The sequence below is a fragment of the Streptomyces sp. NPDC096105 genome (assembly GCF_044763335.1).
In the GTDB taxonomy this organism is placed as follows: domain Bacteria; phylum Actinomycetota; class Actinomycetes; order Streptomycetales; family Streptomycetaceae; genus Streptomyces.
In genome coordinates, this window is the sequence record NZ_JBIWGC010000005.1 from 354,424 (window position 1) to 374,209 (window position 19,786).

Sequence of the window (19,786 nt, forward strand, 5' to 3'; positions counted from 1 at the left end):
GGCGGAAACGGAAAGGGGCGAAGGCGGCGAAGAGCAGGGGCGGCGGAGCTCCGCCGCCCCGGGCCGGCCTGCGCTCAGGCGGCGTCGCGCCGCACCAGCGGGAACCGGATCGGACGCGATCCCGGTCCGCCGACGTGCGAGAAGGGCTGGGTCCGCCAGTCGAGCCCCTGCGGGAGCGTCAGCAGCAGGGCCGTGTCCTGCTCCTGGGGCGTGACGGTCTCGTCCGCGGGCCGGGCCTCGGACGCCCGGCGGCCGGTGCCGCGGCAGACCGTGAGCCCGAACGGGTTCCACGGCGAGGCGCACAGGGCGTGCTCCGGCAGGACCTCCTCGTCCGCCAGAAGGGCGATGGGCTGCGAGCAGTCCGGGCACACGACCCGGAACATCTCGAAGGTGTCGTACGGGTCGGCGTCCTCGTCCGGGGTGCCGGGTTCGACGTACTCCGGATCGGGCATGACGACCGGCTGCTGCCGCTTGGACGTGGTACGACCAGGGCGCTTGAGACTCTGCATTGGGTACTCCCCCTCGGGCTGGGCCGTTCAGGCGCTGCGGCCTCGACCACAGCAAGCACTTCCCTCGACCTCTCGGGGGTAATCACGGAAACATCACGGAGACGGCGCAACGGGTGTGGCGTTCGTCACATGTCACTCGCAGGTGCCGTCCGCGACGCCCGCACGCCGTCGTTCCGGTGTCCGGGGCGATCAAGCGCCCTGTAGGTTCAGCGCCATGGAGGAGCTGGACCGACAGATCGTGCAGCTGCTCGTCAAGGACGGGCGGATGAGCTACACCGACCTGGGCAAGGCCACGGGCCTGTCCACGTCGGCCGTGCACCAGCGGGTGCGGCGGCTGGAGCAGCGCGGCGTCATCCGCGGCTACACGGCGGTGGTCGACCCGGAGGCGGTCGGCCTGCCCATGACCGCCTTCATCTCGGTCAAGCCGTTCGACCCCAGCGCCCCCGACGACATCGCGGACCGGCTGGCCGGCGTCCCCGAGATCGAGGCGTGCCACAGCGTCGCCGGCGACGAGAACTACATCCTCAAGGTACGCGTCGCCACCCCGCACGAGCTGGAGGAACTCCTCGCGAGGGTCCGCACCCTGGCGGGGGTCTCCACGCGTACGACGGTGGTCCTTTCGACGCCCTACGAGGCACGGCCCCCTCGCGTCTGACGCGCCCGGCGGACTCGGGCGTCCGGCCCCGGACCGGGCCGGACGCAGAGGCGGGCGGCCCTGCGGCGGGCCGGTGACCGCGTCGGGCGGTGCCGGCCGGGGCGTGTCGGCCCTGAGCGTGCGACGGCCCGGGGGGCCGCGCGGGTCCGGCCGGCCGGCCGGGCCGGCTTCGCCGTGCCCCGTGTGGCCGTCGGCCCACGCGGCCGCGGGCACGGTGGGGCGCCGTTCGGGCGCGGCCGCCGGACGGAGCGGCTCGAGCCGCCGTCGGCCTGCCGCGGGCACGGCGCGCCGCGGGCGGGCCGGCCGACCGCCGCGGGGTGCCGGGAGGGGGCGCCGCCCCGAGCGGGACCTGCGTGCGGGGCCGTACGCCCGGCGCGCGAGACTAAGGGCATGAGTGAACGTACCGCCCCGCCGCCCACCGTCCTGCTCCGTCGCGGGGAGGTGCACAGCCCCGCCGACCCCTTCGCCACGGCGATGGTCGTCGAGCGCGGGCAGGTCGCCTGGGTGGGCTCCGAGGGCGCCGCCGACGCCTTCGCGGACGGTGTCGACGAGGTGGTCGACCTCGACGGGGCGCTGGTCACCCCGGCGTTCACCGACGCGCACGTCCACACCACCGCCACCGGCCTCGCCCTCACCGGCCTGGACCTGTCCGCCGCCGCCTCCCTGGAGGACGCCCTCGCCCGGGTGCGGCAGTTCGCCGCCGGCCGCCCGGACGACCGGGTGCTGCTCGGGCACGGCTGGGACGCCTCCCGCTGGCCCGGCGGCCGGCCCCCGACGCGCGCGGAGCTCGACGAGGCCACCGGCGGACGCCCCCTCTACCTCAGCCGCATCGACGTGCACTCCGCCGTCGTCTCCACCGCGCTGCTCGACCTCGTGGCGGGCGGCGTGACCCGTGAGGACCGGCCGCTCACCGGGGACGACCACCACGCGGTGCGCGCCGCCGCGCTGGGCGCCGTCACCCCCGCCCAGCGCACCGCCGCCCAGCGCGCCGCCCTCGCCCACGCGGCGTCCCTGGGCATCGGCACGGTGCACGAGTGCGGCGGCCCCGAGATCTCCTCCGAGGACGACTTCACCGGCCTGCTGCGCCTCGCCCGCGAGGAGCCGGGCCCCCGCGTCGTCGGCTACTGGGCCGAGCAGGACGTAGCCAAGGCCCGCGAGCTGGGCGCGCTCGGCGCGGCGGGCGACCTCTTCGCCGACGGCGCCCTCGGCTCGCACACCGCCTGCCTGCACGAGCCGTACGCCGACGCCGCCCACACCGGAACCGCGCACCTCGACGCCCGCGCGGTCGCCGCCCACGTGACCGCCTGCACCGAGGCGGGCCTCCAGGCGGGCTTCCACGCCATCGGCGACGCCGCGGTCACCGCCGTCGTCGACGGCGTCCGCGCGGCGGCCGAGAAGCTCGGCCTCGCCCGCGTGCGCGCCGCCCGGCACCGCGTCGAGCACGCCGAGATGGTCACGCCGGAGACGATCGCCGCCTTCGCCGAGCTCGGTCTCACCGCCTCCGTCCAGCCCGCCTTCGACGCCCTGTGGGGCGGCGAGGACGGCATGTACGCCCAGCGCCTCGGCGCCGAGCGCGCCCGCACGCTCAACCCGTTCGCCGCACTGCTGCGGGCCGGCGTCCCGCTCGCCTTCGGCTCCGACAGCCCGGTCACCCCGCTCGACCCGTGGGGCACCGTCCGGGCGGCGGCCTTCCACCGCACCCCCGAGCACCGCGTCTCCGTCCGTGCCGCCTTCACCGCGCACACCCGCGGCGGCTGGCGGGCGACCGGACGGGACGACGCGGGCGTCCTGGTGCCCGGCGCCCCCGCCGACTACGCCGTCTGGCGCACCGGCGAACTCGTCGTCCAGGCGCCCGACGACCGGGTGGCCCGCTGGTCCACCGACCCGAGGTCCGGCACCCCCGGCCTGCCCGACCTCACCCCCGGCCGTGACCTGCCCGTCTGCCTCCGCACGGTGGTCGGCGGCCGCACGGTCTTCGTACGACCGGGCGAGTGATCCGCACGGGCGGCGCGCTGACGATCATGCACCGCGCCGCCGTCGCGCGACCTGCGCATCCTCGCCTCCGACCAGGCACGTGACCCGCGTCGTGCAGGCAGGAGGGCTGTTGACAGGCGGCCGCGGGGGGCCGGTAGGTTCGGCCGGGTCCACCACCGGACGCCCGACCGGAGAACGTCCGGCCACTCGGGCTGGCGCCGCTGGGTCAGGGACGGTGTGCCGCACCGGGCACCGCCACTGGGAGCCAGGCTCAGCGCGGCGTGGGACCGAGGGACGTTCCCGCCGGCCGGGGAGGTGCGACCCCGGGTGGGGCCCGGGCGCCCAGTAGACAACGGCTCCAGGTCGATCCGCAGCCGGCGGGTCCCGGGCCGGCCCGAAGGGCGCCGGGCCCCCCTCCGCTGTTCGTCCGCGCGCATCCGGCAAGGGAAGGTGTGCCTACCCGATCTTCGGGAAAGACGCCACCACATGTACGTCCTGTCACGTCACCGCGGGCCGCGCCGACTAAGGTGGGGTCCTGCGCACAGGACATGAAGGGGCAGCAGTGAACGACGGCGGCGGGACCCTCGCGGCAGGATCCCAGGGGCGGAGATTCGGCCCGCTCGGTACGGCCCTGGTGATCATCCCCACGTACAACGAGGCGGAGAACATCAAGGCGATCGTCGGACGCGTGCGCAAGGCCGCTCCCGAGGCGCACGTCCTCGTGGCCGACGACAACAGCCCCGACGGCACCGGCGAGCTCGCCGACGAACTGGCCGCCGGCGACGACCACGTCCAGGTGCTGCACCGCAAGGGCAAGGAAGGCCTCGGCGCCGCCTACCTCGCGGGCTTCCGCTGGGGCCTGGAGCACGGCTACGGCGTCCTGATCGAGATGGACGCCGACGGCTCCCACCAGCCCGAGGAACTGCCCCGGCTGCTCACCGCCCTCAAGGGCGCCGACCTGGTGCTCGGCTCGCGCTGGGTGCCCGGCGGCCGGGTGGTCAACTGGCCGAAGTCGCGGGAGTTCATCTCGCGCGGCGGCAGCCTCTACTCGCGCATGGCGCTCGACCTGCCGCTGCGCGACATCACCGGCGGGTTCCGCGCGTTCCGCCGCGAGACGCTGGAAGGCCTCGGCCTCGAGGACGTCGCCTCCCAGGGGTACTGCTTCCAGGTCGACCTCGCCCGGCGCGCGGTGAAGGCCGGCTACCACGTCGTCGAGGTGCCCATCACCTTCGTGGAGCGCGAACTCGGCGACTCCAAGATGAGCCGGGACATCCTCGTCGAGGCACTGTGGCGGGTCACCGCCTGGGGCGTGGGGGAGAGGGTCGGCAAGGCCCTCGGACGCGACGACGACAAGCCCCGCCAGCCCCGGGCCGGCAAGGCCGCCCCGGCCGCCCCGGTCAAGGAGACGACGCCGGGCGCCGAGCGCTCCGAGTCGTAGGAGAGCCGCAGGACGGCGGGGCGGGCCCCGCTTATCCCGTGCTGAGCCCGGCCCAGGCACACTGGGGGTATGACGACTGGTGCTCAGAGCCCGTACTCCGCCCGGCCCCGGCGCTCCCGGCTGCGCACACTGCTGCCGTTGAGCGTCGCCACATGGCTCGTGCTGGAGATCTGGCTGCTGACCCTGGTCGCCGGGGCGTCGAGCGGCCTGGTGGTCTTCCTGATCCTGGTGGCCGGCATCGTCCTGGGTTCGTACGTGATCAAGCGGGCAGGCCGCCGTGCCTTCAAGAACCTCACCGAGACCGTGCAACAGCAGCAGACCGGCGCTCCCGTGCCCCCCGGGCCCCGGCCCGACAGCGAGGGCAACGGGCTGACGATGCTGGGCGGCCTGCTGATCGTCCTCCCCGGCCTGATCTCCGACGCGCTGGGGCTGCTCCTGCTGGTGCCGCCGGTCCAGAAGGCCGTGAGCCGGTACGCGGAGCGCACCTTCGAGCGCAAGCTCCGCGAGGCCGCCGCGCGGAGTCCGCTGGGGGACGCCTTCACCCAGTCCCGTGTGCACCGCCCGGACGGCAAGGTGGTCCAGGGCGAGGTCATCCGGGACGAGCCCGAAGGCACCCCCGAGGGCACCCCGCGGCCCCCGCTGACGAAGTGAGGACGGCCCGGCCGCGTCCGGGCACGCGGACAGGACCGAGGGCGCCGTACACGTACGGCGCCCTCGGTCCTGTCGCTGTGCGTCCGGGCGGACTCCCGCCGGGATCAGGCCGACTTGCGGCTGTCCCGCGGATGCACCGCGATGTTCATCGCACCGGACCGCAGAACGGCGAGACGCTCCTCGAGGACCTCTTCGAGCTCCTCTCGGGTGCGCCGCTCCATCAGCATGTCCCAATGCGTACGCGCCGGCTTGGCCTTCTTCTCCTCCGGGCCGTCACCGTCCACCAGGAGTGCCTGGGCACCGCAGACCTTGCACTCCCACTCCGGCGGGATCTCCGCCTCGACCGAGAAGGGCATCTCGAAGCGGTGCCCCTTCTCGCATGCGTACTCCACGGCCTGGCGCGGGGCCAGGTCGATGCCGCGGTCCGTCTCGTAGCTGGTCACCACGAGGCGCGTGCCGCGAAGAGCTCGCTCACTCATGAATCGTGCCTCCCGGGCTTGTCGCCCACAGGACAGGTGTCGCTGTCGTCGTCATCCGGTCAACGTCCGGTCGGCGGTAAAGATTCCCGTTCGGAGTCCCGTTCCGGGTCATGTGTCACCGTCGTGGCCGCAGCCTTTGTCAACCAGTGCAGTACCCACCGACGCCCGGTTTGTCACATCCGGTCACAGATGTGACACAGCGGTTCGGCATCTTTGACGCGCAGTAACGGTACGCCTGGCAGGCCAAACGCGTACACTACCGCCCTTTCGCGCCGAGCGCTAAATCCGCTGGGGCACCGGGTTGCCCGCGTCGGCGATCGCCCGCCGTACGGGTACCCGCGCCAGCAGGACGAATCCCAGCACGAAGAAGCCCACCAGGGAGATGATCGCGTCCCGGTAGCTGCCCGTGAGCTGGTACGTCAGACCGAACAGCAGCGGCCCGAGCCAGCTCAGCCCCCGGTCGCTGATCTCGTACGCCGAGAAGTACTCGGCCTCCTTGCCGGGCGGGACCAGATGGGAGAAGAGGGAGCGCGACAGGGCCTGGCTGCCGCCGAGGACCAGACCGATCCCGGCGGCCAGCACGAAGAACCACCCGGGCGCGCCGGCCGGCAGGAAGTACCCGGCGGCCAGCGTCAGCGTCCAGGCGACCAGCGAACCGAGGACGGTGCGCTTCGCCCCGTACCGCCGGGCGAGCATGCCCAGCAGCAGCGCGCCCGCCACCGCCAGCACCTGGACCAGCAGCACGGCCACGATCAGCGTCGACTGCCCGAGCCCCAGCTCCTTCGAGCCGTACACCGAGGCCTGGGAGATCACCGTCTGGATGCCGTCGTTGTAGACCAGGTACGCCAGCAGGAAGGCGAGGGTCAGCGGGTGCCGGCGCATGTCGCGGATCGTCGCCGCGAGCTGCCGGAATCCGGGCAGGGCCGCCTCCCGGGCGGGGGCGCGGCGGTCCCGTAGCCGGCGCAGCGGGATCACGGCGAACGCGCCCCACCACAGCCCGGCCGACGCCAGGCAGATGCGCACCGCCATGCCCTCGGACACCCCGAAGCTGTCGTGCCCCGTGTAGAGGACGAGGTTCGCCACGAGCACCAGCGCGCCGGCCGCGTAGCCGAAGGCCCAGCCGCGCGAGGAGACGGCGTCCCGCTCCTCCGGCGGCGCGATCTGCGGCAGGTAGGAGTTGTAGAGCATCATCGCGACCGACTGCGCGGCGTTCGCCACCACCAGCAGCAGACCGCCCAGCAGATACCGGTCGCCCTCGAGGAAGAACATCCCGGCGGTCGCCGCGGCACCGGTGTAGGCGGCCGCCGCGAGCAGCGGCTTCTTGCGTCCGGTGCGGTCGGCCGCGGCCCCCACCAGCGGCATCACCAGCACCGCCACGATCACCGACAGGGACACCGCGTACGCGAAGAAGGAGCCCGCCCGCACGGGTATGCCCAGCGGGTGCACGAACCCGTCCGCGTCCGCCGCCGCCTCGGCGACCGAGGTCAGGTAGGGGCCGAGGAACACGGTGACGACGCTCGTGGAGTAGACGGAGCAGGCCCAGTCGTAGAAGTACCAGCCGCGCTGCTCGCGCCGCCGCCCGGCGCTGTCGTCCGCCGCCGGTGACCGCACGGTGTCGGTGTCCACCCGTGCCCTCGCTTCCCCGTGTGCGCGCCGGGACGACCGGGGCGCGAGGGTCTCAGACCCAGGTGCCGCGGTCCTCCATGACCTCGCGCAGTGTGCCGATGTGATCGGTCATGATGCCATCCACCCCGAGGTCCAGGAGCCGGTGCATGCGTTGCGGTTCGTTCACGGTCCACACGTGGACCTGGAGGCCGCGCGCGTGAGCCGCCCGCACGAAACGCTCGTCGACCACGCGGACACCCGACCGCTCCTCCGGCACCTGGGCGGCGACCGCCGACCGGCGCAGCGGGACCGGCAGTCCCCAGGAGCGCAGCCGCAAGCTGAGCACGCCCCGGGTGCCGAACGACGTGGCGAGACGCGGCCCGGCCAGCCGCTGGGCGCGCACCACGCGTGTCTCCGAGAACGACCCGACGCAGATCCGGTCCCAGGCCCCGGTGCGCTCGATCAGGTCCAACAGGGGGCGCAACGCCGGTTCGGCCTTCACGTCCACGTTCCAGCGGACGCCGGGGAAGGTCTCCAGCAGCTCCTCGAACAGGGGGACCGGCTCCTGTCCGGCCACCCGCGCCCGCGCCACCTCCGCCCAGGGCAGGTCGGCGATCCGGCCCGCTCCGTCCGTCACCCGGTCCAGGGTGGCGTCGTGGAAGGCGACGAGGCGGCCGTCGCGCGTGGCGTGGACATCGGTCTCGATGTACCGGTAGCCCGCCTCGACGGCGCTTCGGAACTGCCGGACGGTGTTCTCCAGCCCGTCCGCGGCCCCGCCCCGGTGGGCGAAGGCGAGCGGTCCGGGATGGTCGAGGTACGGGTGGCGTATCCGCGGGGTCACGACCGCAGTATCGCCCGCCGGGGCGTCCGTCCCGCGACGACGGTGCTGCCCTCGCCCGGTGCGGGGACCGTGAAGACGCGCAGGAACAGCTGGGCGAGCGGGCCGATGGCCACCGCGTACAGCAGGGTGCCGACGCCGACCGTGCCGCCCAGCACGAAGCCGGTGACCACCACCGTGATCTCGATGGCCGTGCGGACCAGGCGCACCGACACCCCCGTGCGCTGGTGCAGCCCCGTCATCAGCCCGTCGCGCGGGCCCGGACCGAACCGGGCCGCGATGTACAGCCCGGTCGCCGCGCCGTTCAGCACGATCCCCGCCGCCATCAGCGCCACCCGTACGGCGACGGCGTGCGCGTCCGGCACCACGGCCAGCGTCGCGTCCATCGCCGCGCCGATCACCAGCACGTTGGAGACCGTGCCGAGCCCCGGCCGCTGCCGCAGCGGGATCCACAGCAGCAGGACCGCCGCGCCCACGGCGGTCAGCACCACGCCCATGGACAGTCCGGTGCGCTCGGACAGGCCCTGGTGCAGGACGTTCCACGGCTCCAGGCCGAGTCCGGACCGCACCAGCAGCGCCGAACTGGCCCCGTACAGGGCCAGGCCCGCGTAGAGCTGGAACAGCCGCCGCACGAGACGGCGCTCGCGGAGCGCGTTTCTGGCCAAGAGGTGCCCCCTGTGGTGGAAGTGGACCGACGCGTGCCACCCTGGAGCCTGACTGGTCATGCCCTCCATGGCCAATCCGGGGAAGGTGGACTGATTTGTATGGCGCAGTGGACGTCCGCAGTGGGGGCCGCTCAGCTGGCCCGGCTGCTCGGTTCCCAGCAGGACCGCCCGGCGGGGCCCGGCAGTCGGCGTCCGCCCGCCTACCGCGCCCTCGCCGACGGCATCCGCCTGCTGGTGCTGGAAGGGCGCGTGGCGGTCGCCGCGCGGTTGCCCGCCGAGCGGGAACTCGCCCTCGCCCTGTCGGTGAGCCGCACCACCGTGGCCGCCGCCTACGAGGCGCTGCGCGGCGAGGGCTTCCTCGAGTCGCGGCGCGGCGCCGGAAGCTGGACCGCCGTCCCGGCCGGCAACCCGGTCCCGGCGCGCGGTCTGGAGCCGCTGCCGCCCGAGGCGCTCGGCTCCATGATCGACCTGGGCTGCGCCGCGCTGCCCGCCCCCGAGCCGTGGCTCACCCGCGCCGTCCAGGGTGCCCTGGAGGAACTGCCGCCGTACGCGCACACCCACGGCGACTATCCGGCGGGGCTGCCCGCCCTGCGCGCGATGATCGCCGACCGCTACACCCGGCGGGGCATCGCCACCATGCCCGAGCAGATCATGGTCACCACCGGCGCGATGGGCGCCATCGACGCCATCTGTCACCTCTTCGGCGGTCGCGGCGAGCGGATCGCCGTGGAGTCCCCCTCCTACGCCAACATCCTCCAGCTCATGCGCGAGGCCGGCGCGCGGCTCGTCCCCGTCGCCATGGCCGAGGGACTGGCCGGCTGGGACCTGGACCGCTGGCGCCAGGTGCTGCGGGAGGCAGCCCCGCGCATCGCCTACGTCGTCGCCGACTTCCACAACCCGACCGGGGCGCTCGCCGACGAGGACCAGCGGCGCCGGCTGGTCGACGCGGCCCGCTCGGCGGGCACGGTGCTCGTCGCCGACGAGACGATGAGCGAGCTGTGGTTCGACGAGGACGTGGAGATGCCGCGTCCGGTGTGCGCGTTCGACCCCGCCGGGTCGACGGTCATCACGGTCGGCTCGGCGAGCAAGGCGTTCTGGGCCGGCATGCGCATCGGCTGGGTGCGCGCCGCCCCCGACGTGATCCGCAGCCTCGTCGCCGCCCGCGCCTACGCCGACCTCGGCACACCGGTGCTCGAACAGCTCGCCGTGAACTGGCTGTTCGGCACGGGCGGCTGGGAGGAGGCGGTCGAGCTGCGCCGCGCCCAGGCCCGGCGGAACCGTGACGAACTGGTGAGCGCGGTCCGGCGCGAGCTGCCCGGCTGGGAGTTCGAGGTCCCCCGCGGCGGCCTCACCCTGTGGGTCCGCACGGGCGGCCTTTCCGGCTCCCGCCTGGCCGAGGCGGGGGAGCGGGTGGGCGTGCGCGTCCCGTCCGGACCGCGCTTCGGGGTGGACGGCGCGTTCGAGGGCTATGTCCGGCTGCCGTTCACGGTGGGCGGCGCGGTCGCCGAGGAAGCGGCGGTCCGCCTGGCGGCGGCGGCCCGCGTCGTCGAGACGGGCGGGACGTCGGGCGGGGAGCTCCCGCGCACATTCGTGGCATAACCCCTTCAGGGGGCGCGGGTGACAGCGCCCTCAGGGGCGCGGGGAACCGCGCGACCGGCCACGGCCGGGCCGCACCCGGCGTTCGGCCGTGCCCGGCAGGGCGCTGGAAGCGGGGCCGACCGGCAGGACGCCTCCTCCAGGGGGTACCCCCCGGCGCCCGCCCGTGCCGCCCTGCGGCACGACCGCCCGCGGACGGCGGCAGGTTGCACGGTCACCGGCGGGTGACGCCCTCAGGGGCGCGGGGAACTGCGCGAGCAACCGCGGCCGGGCCGCACCCGGCGTACGACTGTGCCTGGCACCCCCTTGGCCGCTGGTACGGCGCTGAGAGCCAGGCCCGCCGGCGGGGCGCCTCCCCCGGAGGGGGCGACCCCCGGCGCCCGCCCGTGCCGCCGTCTGCGGCACGACCGCCCGCGGACGGCGGTGGGTGTGACAACGCCCTCACGAGGAGGATTCCGCCACTGCCGCGCCCTCCGGGGCCGGTGGAGCAGCGGCCGGCTCCGACGCTTCCGTGTCCGCCGCGAGCGCCGCCGCCGCGGCGACCTTCTCCGTGGCCGCCTTGTCCAGCCGCACCGCCTCCGGCACCGGACCCGGCTCCTCGTCCGCCGGGGTCGTGCGGGGCGGGAGCAGGTCGAGGACGGCCTGGCGGTGGGCCTCGCTGGTCGCGTCGTCGTAGGGGTCGGGGGTCGCCGGGACCTGGAGGCGGTGGACCGGGCCCGTGCCGAGGCGGGCGTAGCCGCGTCCGGGCGGCACCTGGTCGACCGGCGTGGTGTGCGGGGGCGCGCCCAGCACGGTCTCGAGCTGGGCGGCCGTGGCGGGGCCGAGCACGACGCGCGCGCGGGTGTGCTGCCGTACCGGGCCGGCCAGGGCGTCGAGGCCGTCGAACTGTTCCGCGACCACCACGGTGACGTTCGCCGCGCGGCCGTGCCGCAGCGGGGCCTGGAGCAGGGACTGCGGGTCGGTGCCGTCCTCCGCCGCGGCCAGGTGGGTGAAGACGCTCGGCCGGTCCAGCAGCAGCCACAGGGGGCGCCGGGTGTCCTCCGGCGGCGGGTCGCCCGCCTGGTGCGCCTTGCTGGCCGCGGTCAGCCGACGCTCGGTCTCGTGGGCCGCCCACTCCAGGCTGGTCAGCGCCCCCGACAGGGCGCACTCGACGGCGAGCACGCCGTCCCGGCCGGTGAGACAGGCGTACTCGCCGGTCCCGCCGCCGTCCACGATCACCACGTCGCCGTGGTGCAGCGCCTGGAGGGCGATGGAGCGCAGCAGGGTCGAGGTGCCGCTGCCCGGCTGGCCGACCGCGAGCAGGTGCGGCTCGGTGGAGCGGACGCCGGTGCGCCACACGACCGGCGGGACGTCGGTCCGCTCCTCGCCGTGCGGGCCGTGGGTGAGCGGCAGCGTCCGCTGCACGCGCGTGGGGTCGGTGAAGCCGAGCACCGTCTCGCCGGGGGCCGTGACGAAGGGCTGCGCGGCGATGTCGGTGGGCAGCGGGGCGAGGACGCGGACGGTGAGCTGGTTGGCCTCCTCGTCCCACGCGAAGTGGTACTCCCGGTCGCGTCCGCACTTGGCGCCGAGCAGGTGCTCGATCCGCGCGCGGGACTCCGGCTCGGCGTCCGTGAAGTAGGCCGGGTAGGCGATCACCAGGTGCGCGAGGCGGCCGTCGCCGTCGAACTCGTACTCGGAGAAGACCTCCCCCCAGTCGCCGCCGCGGGCGTACAGCGGCTCGGGGTCGTCGCTCGCCGAGAAGTACGGCACCAGGGCCTCGTACAGCGACTTCAGGCGCTGTGACTGGCCGGGGGCGGGCCCGGCGGGCGCCGCGGGCGTGCGGTCCCGTCCGTGCCAGGCCGCCGCCGCCATCAGGGCGACGACGGCGAGCAGCGGGCCGTACGGCGCGAGCGCCACGGCCAGCAGCACCGCCGCCAGGCCGAAGAGCAGCGTGCCGCGCCGCTCCTTGGGGGTGTCGGCCCACCTGCGCCGTCCGGCCGAGGCCAGCCGGCGCAGCCCGCGCGTGATGGTGATCAGCGGGTGGAGGACGTCCGTGGCGCTGTCGGCCGCCGTCCTGGCCAGCTCCCGGCTCCGGGCGAGCTGGGCGCTGCCGTTGCTGAGGACGCGGGGAAGGGGACGCCGGGCCACTGCTGTCTCCAGAGGGTGCGTACGGGCGGGCGGGGCGTGGTGGGGCGGGTCAGAACTTGAACCCGCCCAGGAGACCGGCGAGGCTCTCGCCGCCCGCCTTGATGCTCGGCGCGATGGCCGTGCTGGCCAGATAGAAGCCGAACAGCATCGCCACCAGTGCGTGCGACAGCTTCAGTCCGTCCTTGCGGAAGAAGATGAAGACGACGATGCCGAGCAGCACCACGCATGAGATCGAGATGATCATGTGAGTTCTCCTGGTTCGCGGGGACAGTCACCATGAGTCCTTCCCTGATCACAGCATGTGTCTATACGATAAAAGGTGCAACTGGGTGGATATCCGCCCCGAATGCCCGGCGGAGCCCGCGCTGATCATTACCTCGGGCGCGTCAGGTCATGTGCCACCCGAGCCAGTACCCTGGCGATTCACCCGTACGGCTGCCCCACGTGCAGACGTACGCCCTGTTCCCGATGTGTACCCGTGCAGTGAGAGGCGGTCCGGCGATGAGTGAAGCCCCCGACCCCGAGGTCGTGGAGCTGGCGACCAAGATCTTCGATCTGGCCCGGCGCGGCCGCACCGAGGAGCTCGTGGCCTACGTCGACGCGGGCGTCCCCGCCGACCTCACCAACGACCGCGGCGACTCCCTCGTGATGCTCGCCGCCTACCACGGCCACGCCGGTGCGGTGCGCGCCCTGCTGGCCCGCGGCGCCGACGCCGACCGCGTCAACGACCGCGGCCAGACGCCACTCGCGGGAGCGGTGTTCAAGGGGGAGACCGACGTCGTCAAGGCCCTCCTGGAGGGCGGCGCCGACCCCTCCGCGGGCACCCCGTCGGCCGTCGACACGGCCCGCATGTTCGCCCGCACGGAACTGCTCGAGCTCTTCGGTGAGGGCTGAGCGACTCCGCTCCGACCAGCGACGACACGGAAAACGGGGGAGGCGGTACAGGGCCGCCGAAATACGGTCGCGGCAGATGTGACCGCCGGGTCATCATGACGACGTGATTCACGGACGCGATGGCTGGGCAGGTGTTGCCGCACCGCGCGGGCCGTGACGCGGTCCGCACGGGCCACCGACGAGAGGCAGGGAGAGATGGTCTGCAACGAGCAGGAAACGGCGGGCGCCCCGACGTGTTGTCACGCGGCCAGGTGACCCACACTCCCGGTTGCGTCGACGCTTGATGTGAGGCTGTTTCCCATGTTCGATCCGGTCATAGCGCCCAGCGGTACGCTGCTCGGCCTGCTCCAGCGGGGCCGCGGCGACGGCACACTGCACGCGCTCACCGCCCCGCGCTCCGAGGCGCTCGCGGCGCTGAACCACTGCGTGCTGCGCGACCCGCGCCACGACTGGCAGGTGGAGAACCGCTCCCTCTACTACGCCCGCCTCTACCTCGACCTGCACGGCGGACTCGACGTCGTCGAGGCCCACCTCTTCGATCCCGAGGACGTCCTCGACACCGACGAGTCACGCACCGGACTCGCCCTCGCCGTCCTCGGCCACCTCGCCTCCTACGGCCGGCGGGACGCCCTGCACCTGTTGCGCAGGTACGCCGCCCAGGGCACCAACTGGGCCTGGGCCCTCGACGAACTGGCCCTCCGCGACGACGACGCGGGCCTGCGGTCCCTCGCCGGCCCGGTGCTCGCGCGCTTCTCCACCGATCCCCAGGGCGAGGCCGAACTGGCCGCGACCGTGCGGGACGCCTTCGAACCACGTCCCTGGCGCCTGTGGGCCGACGACCCGCGCCCGGCCGTCGCCACGCGCGTACGGGCCGCCCGGGAGGCCGGCTCCTTCGACCGCTGGCAACGGCAGATGCGGCCCGCCGGACCACGCCCCGGCTGGAGCGTCCAGGCCGTGTTCGACTGGGCCCAGCAGGGTCTGGACCGCGGCGCCGCCCTGCACGTGCCGGCCGCCCGCTGTCTGTCCGCCGTGGCGGGCCCCGAGGACCGGCCGGAGATCGTCCGCGCCGCCCAGGACGGCACCGACGGAGCCCGGTGCACGGCGCTGCGCTATCTCGCCGACACCGGGGACCCCAGTGCCCTCGACCTGATCGAGGGCGCCGTGACCGACGGCTCGACGGCCGTCGTGGACGCCGCCGTCGACGCCTTCGAACGCATGCGCGGCACGGCCGCCGTCGACCGGGCGCGCGGCTGGGCCCGCCGGCCCGACGCGCTGGGCGAGGCCGCCGCACGCGTGCTCGCCTGCCGGGGCGGGGCGCGCGACCGCGACCTGGTCCTCGCCGCACTCCGCGAGGCCGTACGGGGCGAGGGCCCCGACGCGACGACCCTGTGGACCCTCGTCGACGGCGCCGGGCGCCTCGGCATCGCCTGCGCCGCACCCGTACTGCGGCACGTCTACCGCGAGACCGCCTCCTCCCATCTCCGCGGCCGCGCCGCCCGCGCCCTCGCCGCCACCGACCCGTCCTTCCCCACCGGCTTCGCCGTCGAATGCCTCTGGGACTGCGAGGAGACCACCCGCGAGATCGCCGCCCGCCACGCCGAGACCGGCGACGCCCGCGTGGTCGACCGTCTCCGCCGCCTCGCCGCCGACCCGGCGGAAGAGGCCGAGGTCCAGACGGCGGTCCGCAGCAGGATCGGCCCCGAGGAAACGGCGGTGTGATGTCCGGGGTCCGCCAGGGCCGGCGAGGGGGGCCCGGGGGCGCGGCCCCCAGGCGCCTCAGCGACCCCGGCGGGCCCGCGCGGCGACGAACCGCACCGGCGTCCCCGGCCGGGCCTGCGCCGCCGCGGACAGATCCGCCGCGTGCACCACGGCGATGACCGGATAGCCGCCGGTCGTGGGGTGATCGGCAAGAAAGATCACCGGCGTCCCGGCGGGCGGCACCTGGACCGCCCCCAGGACCATTCCCTCACTGGGCAGCTCATCGCACCGCGCGCGCTCCAGCACCGGACCCGTCGTACGCAGTCCGATGCGATTGCTCGCCGGCGAGACGAAGAACGTGCCGGACAGGAAGCGCCGCAGCGCCTCCGCGGTGAACCAGTCGTCGCGCGGCCCCGGCGTCACGCGCAGGACGAGTTCGGCGGGCGGCGCCGCCTGCGGCGCCACGTCCACGCGCGCGTGGCGGCCCGTCGGCGCACCGAGCGGCAGCACCGTCCCGTCCGCCAGCGGCGCCGGACCGAGACCGGACAGCAGGTCCGTGGAGCGGCTGCCCAGCACCGGCTCCACGGCGACCCCGCCGGAGACGGCGACGTAGGCGCGGACGCCGAGGACCGCCGGCCCGACGTCCAGCACGGCCCCGGCGCGCACCCGCACCGGCGCGCCCCAGGCGGCGGGGCGTCCGTCCACCCTGACCCGGCAGGGCGCCCCGGTGACCGCCACCGTGACGGCGGAGCGGGGCCGCAGGGAGCAGCCGCCGAGGGTGGTCTCCAGGACGGCCGCGTCCGGGCCGTTGCCCACCAGGCGGTTGGCGAGCGCGGCGGCCGGGCCGTCCAGCGCGCCGGAGCGGGGGACGCCGAGGTGGGCGTGGCCGGGGCGGCCGCGGTCCTGAACGGTCGTCAGGGCCCCCGCCCGTACGACGGAGAGCGCGCGGTCCGTCATGCCGCCGGCCCCGTCGGGGTCACCGGGACGAACCGCACGCGCGTGCCGGGGGAGAGCAGCGCCGCGGGTTCCCGGGTGTGGTCCCACAGCACCAGGTCGGTGGTGCCGATGAGCTGCCAGCCGCCGGGGGAGGAGCGCGGGTAGACGCCGGTGTACGGTCCGGCGAGGGCCACCGAGCCCGCCGGGACGGACGTGCGCGGGGCGGACCGGCGGGGCACCTCGTAGCGGGCGGGCAGACCGGTGAGGTAGCCGAAACCGGGGGCGAACCCGCAGAACGCGACGCGGTACTCGGCGTCCGCGTGCAGGCGGGCCGCCTCCGCCGGCGTGACGCCCCAGTGCGCGGCCACGTCCGCCAGGTCCGGGCCGTCGTAGCGCACCGGGATCTCGACCGTCCCGGCCGGACGCGGCGGGGCGGGCGGCACCGGGCGCGAGGTCAGTTCGGCGGCCAGGCGGGCAGGATCGGGCAGGCCGTCGAGCAGCACCGTACGCGCCGCCGGGACGATCTCACGGGCCGTCAGCTCCCCCTCCGCGCGGCGGCGCAGCAGCTCCGCCAGGAGCGCCTGTGCTTCCTCGCCCGTGGCGACCTCGACGAGCAGCGCGTCCTCGCCGACGGGCAGCGTCCTCATGCGAACGCCTCCACCCGGACCCCGGACGCCTCCAGGGCGTCCCGCACCCGTCGCGCCAGGTCCACCGCGCCCGGCGTGTCGCCGTGCAGGCACAGGGAACGGGCCCTCATCCGGATCCGCCGCCCCGAGAGCGCCACGACCTCCCCGCTCCGGGCCAGGCCCACCGAACGTTCCAGAACGGCCCCCGGATCGGTGACCAGGGCGCCCTCCTCGCCGCGCGGCACCAAGGTGCCCTCGTCGGTGTACGCGCGGTCCGCGAACGCCTCCTCGACCGCCGGCAGCCCCGTTCTGGCGGCCACCTCCAGCAGCCGGGAGCCGGGCAGCCCGAGCACGGGCAGCGCGGGGTCGGCGAGGACCACCCCGTCCACCACCGCGCGGGCCTGCTCCTCGTCGCGCACCACGCGGTTGTAGAGCGCGCCGTGCGGCTTGACGTACGCCACCCGGCTCCCCGCCGCGCGGGCGAACACCTCGAGGGCGCCGATCTGGTACGCCACCTCGGCCGCCAGTTCGGCGGGCGGCACGTCCATCGCGCGCCGCCCGAACCCGGCCAGGTCGCGGTAGGAGACCTGGGCGCCGATCCGCACCCCGCGCGCGGCGGCGAGTTCGCACACCCGGCGCATGGTGGGAGCGTCCCCGGCGTGGAAGCCGCAGGCCACGTTGGCGCTGGTCACCACCGACAGGAGCCGCTCGTCGTCGGTGAGCCGCCAGTGGCCGAACCCCTCGCCGAGGTCGGCGTTCAGATCGATCGAGGTCATGAATCCTTCGTTCCTTCGTGCGGGTGAGGGCCGGCGGGCGCCGTGCGGGGGCCGGTCAGACCACGCGGAACTGCTCGTCCCGCGCGTCGCCCACGAACATCCGGCCCGGCGCGTGCGTGAGGGCGAACGGCGGCCGGGAGGCCATGACCGCCGCCTGGGGGGTGACCCCGCAGGCCCAGAACACCGGGATGTCGTCCGGTGCGAGGTCCACCCGGTCGCCGAAGTCGGGACGGTCCAGGTCGTCGACGCCCAGCGCGGACGGGTCGCCGCAGTGCACCGGACCGCCGTGCACGGCGGGCATCAGACTGCTCTCCCGGATGGCGGCGTCGAGGTGTTCCGGCGGCACGGGCCGCATCGACACCACCATCGGGCCGCTCAGCCGCCCCGCCGGGCGGCACTGCCACGTCGTCACGTACATCGGGACGTTCCGGCCCTGCTCCAGGTGGCGCAGCGGCACGCCGGCCGCCGCGAGCGCCCACTCGAAGGTGAAGCTGCAGCCGATGAGGAACGACACCAGATCGTCCCGCCAGTACGCCCGCACGTCCGTCGGCTCGTCCACCAGCTCGCCGTGCTCCCACACCCGGTAGCGCGGCAGGTCGGTGCGCAGGTCGGCGTCCGGGGCGAGCACGGTGGTGGCGGAACCGGCGTCGGTGACGTCGAGGACCGGACACGCGCGCGGGTTGCGCTGGCAGAACAGCAGCATGTCGTACGCCCAGTCGGCGGGCACGGAGACCAGGTTGGCCTGGGTGTACCCGGCGGCCACGCCGGCCGTGGGCACCGCCAGGCCCTCCCGGAAGCGGGCGCGGGCCGTCCGCGGGCTCCACGCGCGCGCGGTGTCGTCGGCGAGGTGGCCGGCGGGCACCACAGGGCGCTCGTCCACGGCGGTGCGGACGGTGTCGTCGGCGGCGTTCACTCCAGCTCCTTCCCGCGCGTCTCCGGCAGTCCCAGCAGCGCCAGCGCGGCCAGGCCGTAGCCGATCGCGCCGAAGACCAGGGCGCCGCCGACGCCCCAGCCGTCGGCGAGGAAGCCGACGGTGGTGGGGAAGACGGCTCCGACGGCGCGGCCGGTGTTGTAGGTGAAGCCCTGGCCGGTGCCGCGCACGGCCGTCGGGTACAGCTCGCTCAGGTAGGAGCCGAAGCCGCTGAAGATCGCCGACATGCAGAACCCGAGCGGGAAACCGAGGACGAGGACCAGGGTGTTCGCGCCGTCCGGGATGTTCGTGTACGCCACGATGCACACCGCCGACAGCAGGGCGAACAGCCAGATGTTGCGCCGGCGGCCCAGCCGGTCCGTGAGGTAACCGCCCGTCAGGTACCCGAGGAACGCGCCCGAGATGAGGAACGTGAGGTAGCCGCCGGTGCCCACGACCGACAGGCCGCGCTCGGTCTTGAGGTAGGTCGGCACCCAGGTGGCGAGGGTGTAGTAACCGCCCTGCACGCCGGTGGAGAGCAGGACCGCGAACAGGGTGGTGCGCAGCAGACCGGGAGAGCCCGCGCGGGCCGGCTGGAAGATCGCCGCGAACGATCCCTTGTGCACGCTGTTCTCCCGGGCGGCGGCCGCCTCCGGCGCGTCCTGCACGCTGCGCCGCACCCACACCACGAGCAGCGCGGGCAGCGCGCCGGTCCAGAACATCACGCGCCAGGCCAGGTCGTCGTCGACCAGGGAGAAGATCGCCGTGTAGACGATCACGGCCAGGGCCCAGCCGACGGCCCAGGAGCTCTGCACCGCGCCGAGGGTGCGGCCCCGGTGCCGGGCGCCGGCGTACTCGGCGACCAGGATCGCGCCGACCGCCCACTCGCCGCCGAAGCCGAGGCCCTGCAGGGCGCGGAAGACCAGCAGCGTCTCGTAGTTGGGGGCGAAGCCGCAGGCCACGGTGAACACCGCGTAGGTGATCACCGTCAGCAGCAGCGCCCTGACCCGGCCGATGCGGTCCGCCAGCACACCCGCGAGGGCGCCGCCGACCGCCGAGACGAGCAGGGTCACGGTCGTCAGCAGACCGGTCTGGCCGCTGTTCAGGCCGAAGTACGCGGACAGCGCCACCATCGTCAGCGGCAGCGTGAAGTAGTCGTACGAGTCCAGGGCATAACCGCCGAACGCGCCGCCGAACGCGCGCCGGCCGCGCGGACCGAGTGCGCGCAGCCAGCCGAACGCCCTGTCCTCGGACGGGGGTTCGGGCTTGGCGGGGGGTGGGGAGCCGGTGAGGGCGTGGGGCGGAGAAGGGGTCGTGCTCATGGGCACCTCGCAGAAAGGACGGGGGTGCAGGAAAGGAGTGAGCCGTGCCGGTGCCCAGCAAGGTAGAGGATCGTTGAACGATCCTTC

The 19,786-nt window shown here is 74.7% G+C and carries 19 protein-coding genes; 7 read left to right on the plus strand and 12 right to left on the minus strand.

All coding sequences use genetic code 11. The features are described from left to right. Positions 1-74 precede the first annotated feature (74 nt). The gene (locus ACIQ8B_RS11690) at positions 75-509 is read right to left on the minus strand and encodes a hypothetical protein (protein WP_290004288.1); all 435 of its coding nucleotides are present in this window, start codon (positions 507-509) and stop codon (positions 75-77) included. A gap of 214 nt (positions 510-723) precedes the next feature. On the opposite strand from ACIQ8B_RS11690, the gene ACIQ8B_RS11695 reads away from it, so the two are divergent. The 4 genes from ACIQ8B_RS11695 to fxsA all read left to right on the plus strand — a co-directional run bounded on the left by ACIQ8B_RS11695 (position 724) and on the right by fxsA (position 5,227). Continuing rightward, a complete protein-coding gene (locus ACIQ8B_RS11695; RefSeq protein WP_106415178.1) occupies positions 724-1,164 on the plus strand; it encodes an Lrp/AsnC family transcriptional regulator in 441 nt (146 codons plus the stop codon). A gap of 390 nt (positions 1,165-1,554) precedes the next feature. Continuing rightward, complete coding sequence (locus ACIQ8B_RS11700) at positions 1,555-3,159, plus strand: amidohydrolase (protein WP_106415179.1); 1,605 nt, start codon at positions 1,555-1,557, stop codon at positions 3,157-3,159. 541 nt (positions 3,160-3,700) lie between these two features. Then, positions 3,701-4,576, plus strand: a complete 876-nt coding sequence (locus ACIQ8B_RS11705; RefSeq protein ID WP_403546552.1) for a polyprenol monophosphomannose synthase — start codon at positions 3,701-3,703, stop codon at positions 4,574-4,576. Between the two features lie 69 nt (positions 4,577-4,645). Continuing rightward, positions 4,646-5,227, plus strand: coding sequence for an FxsA family membrane protein (fxsA, locus tag ACIQ8B_RS11710; RefSeq protein ID WP_403546553.1), 582 nt, complete (start codon positions 4,646-4,648; stop codon positions 5,225-5,227). Positions 5,228-5,331: 104 nt separating this feature from the next. Here the strand turns inward: fxsA and ACIQ8B_RS11715 are convergent, their stop codons facing one another. The 4 genes from ACIQ8B_RS11715 to ACIQ8B_RS11730 form a co-directional block, all read right to left on the minus strand. Further along, on the minus strand, positions 5,332-5,706 hold the full coding sequence (locus ACIQ8B_RS11715; protein WP_003977404.1) for an RNA polymerase-binding protein RbpA: 375 nt from the start codon (positions 5,704-5,706) through the stop codon (positions 5,332-5,334). A 279-nt stretch (positions 5,707-5,985) separates the two neighbouring features. Further along, positions 5,986-7,332 carry an MFS transporter gene (locus tag ACIQ8B_RS11720; RefSeq protein WP_403546554.1) on the minus strand — a complete coding sequence of 449 codons (1,347 nt, stop codon included), beginning with the start codon at positions 7,330-7,332 and terminating at the stop codon, positions 5,986-5,988. Between the two features lie 52 nt (positions 7,333-7,384). Continuing rightward, positions 7,385-8,152 (minus strand): glycerophosphodiester phosphodiesterase, encoded by a 768-nt coding sequence (locus ACIQ8B_RS11725; RefSeq protein ID WP_403546555.1) that lies wholly within the window; start codon positions 8,150-8,152, stop codon positions 7,385-7,387. Next, complete coding sequence (locus tag ACIQ8B_RS11730; RefSeq protein ID WP_290004275.1) at positions 8,149-8,814, minus strand: YitT family protein; 666 nt, start codon at positions 8,812-8,814, stop codon at positions 8,149-8,151. The genes ACIQ8B_RS11725 and ACIQ8B_RS11730 overlap by 4 nt, the downstream gene beginning before the upstream one ends. Before the next feature lie 99 nt (positions 8,815-8,913). Here ACIQ8B_RS11730 and ACIQ8B_RS11735 point away from each other — a divergent pair, with 99 nt between their 5' ends. Further along, positions 8,914-10,413, plus strand: coding sequence for a PLP-dependent aminotransferase family protein (locus ACIQ8B_RS11735; RefSeq protein WP_290004273.1), 1,500 nt, complete (start codon positions 8,914-8,916; stop codon positions 10,411-10,413). Positions 10,414-10,851: 438 nt separating this feature from the next. Here the strand turns inward: ACIQ8B_RS11735 and ACIQ8B_RS11740 are convergent, their stop codons facing one another. Both ACIQ8B_RS11740 and ACIQ8B_RS11745 read right to left on the minus strand, forming a co-directional pair. Continuing rightward, a complete protein-coding gene (locus ACIQ8B_RS11740; RefSeq protein ID WP_403546556.1) occupies positions 10,852-12,537 on the minus strand; it encodes a hypothetical protein in 1,686 nt (561 codons plus the stop codon). A gap of 49 nt (positions 12,538-12,586) precedes the next feature. Beyond that, positions 12,587-12,781, minus strand: a complete 195-nt coding sequence (locus ACIQ8B_RS11745; protein WP_006136669.1) for a hypothetical protein — start codon at positions 12,779-12,781, stop codon at positions 12,587-12,589. Positions 12,782-13,038: 257 nt separating this feature from the next. Here ACIQ8B_RS11745 and ACIQ8B_RS11750 point away from each other — a divergent pair, with 257 nt between their 5' ends. Next, positions 13,039-13,431 (plus strand): ankyrin repeat domain-containing protein, encoded by a 393-nt coding sequence (locus tag ACIQ8B_RS11750; RefSeq protein WP_106415187.1) that lies wholly within the window; start codon positions 13,039-13,041, stop codon positions 13,429-13,431. A gap of 300 nt (positions 13,432-13,731) precedes the next feature. After that, on the plus strand, positions 13,732-15,150 hold the full coding sequence (locus ACIQ8B_RS11755; protein WP_403546557.1) for a HEAT repeat domain-containing protein: 1,419 nt from the start codon (positions 13,732-13,734) through the stop codon (positions 15,148-15,150). A 57-nt stretch (positions 15,151-15,207) separates the two neighbouring features. Here the strand turns inward: ACIQ8B_RS11755 and ACIQ8B_RS11760 are convergent, their stop codons facing one another. From ACIQ8B_RS11760 to ACIQ8B_RS11780, 5 genes are read right to left on the minus strand one after another with little or no spacing between them, the layout of a single operon-like run. Next, entirely contained in the window at positions 15,208-16,086 is an 879-nt protein-coding gene (locus ACIQ8B_RS11760; RefSeq protein WP_403546558.1) for a biotin-dependent carboxyltransferase family protein, read from the minus strand. Further along, a complete protein-coding gene (pxpB, locus tag ACIQ8B_RS11765) occupies positions 16,083-16,712 on the minus strand; it encodes a 5-oxoprolinase subunit PxpB (RefSeq protein ID WP_290004264.1) in 630 nt (209 codons plus the stop codon). Before pxpB ends, ACIQ8B_RS11760 begins: the two co-directional genes overlap by 4 nt. Then, positions 16,709-17,467, minus strand: a complete 759-nt coding sequence (locus tag ACIQ8B_RS11770; protein WP_403546559.1) for a LamB/YcsF family protein — start codon at positions 17,465-17,467, stop codon at positions 16,709-16,711. Before ACIQ8B_RS11770 ends, pxpB begins: the two co-directional genes overlap by 4 nt. Before the next feature lie 55 nt (positions 17,468-17,522). Continuing rightward, on the minus strand, positions 17,523-18,347 hold the full coding sequence (locus ACIQ8B_RS11775; RefSeq protein WP_403546579.1) for a putative hydro-lyase: 825 nt from the start codon (positions 18,345-18,347) through the stop codon (positions 17,523-17,525). Positions 18,348-18,376: 29 nt separating this feature from the next. Continuing rightward, positions 18,377-19,699, minus strand: a complete 1,323-nt coding sequence (locus ACIQ8B_RS11780) for an MFS transporter (RefSeq protein ID WP_403546560.1) — start codon at positions 19,697-19,699, stop codon at positions 18,377-18,379. Positions 19,700-19,786: the final 87 nt, after the last annotated feature.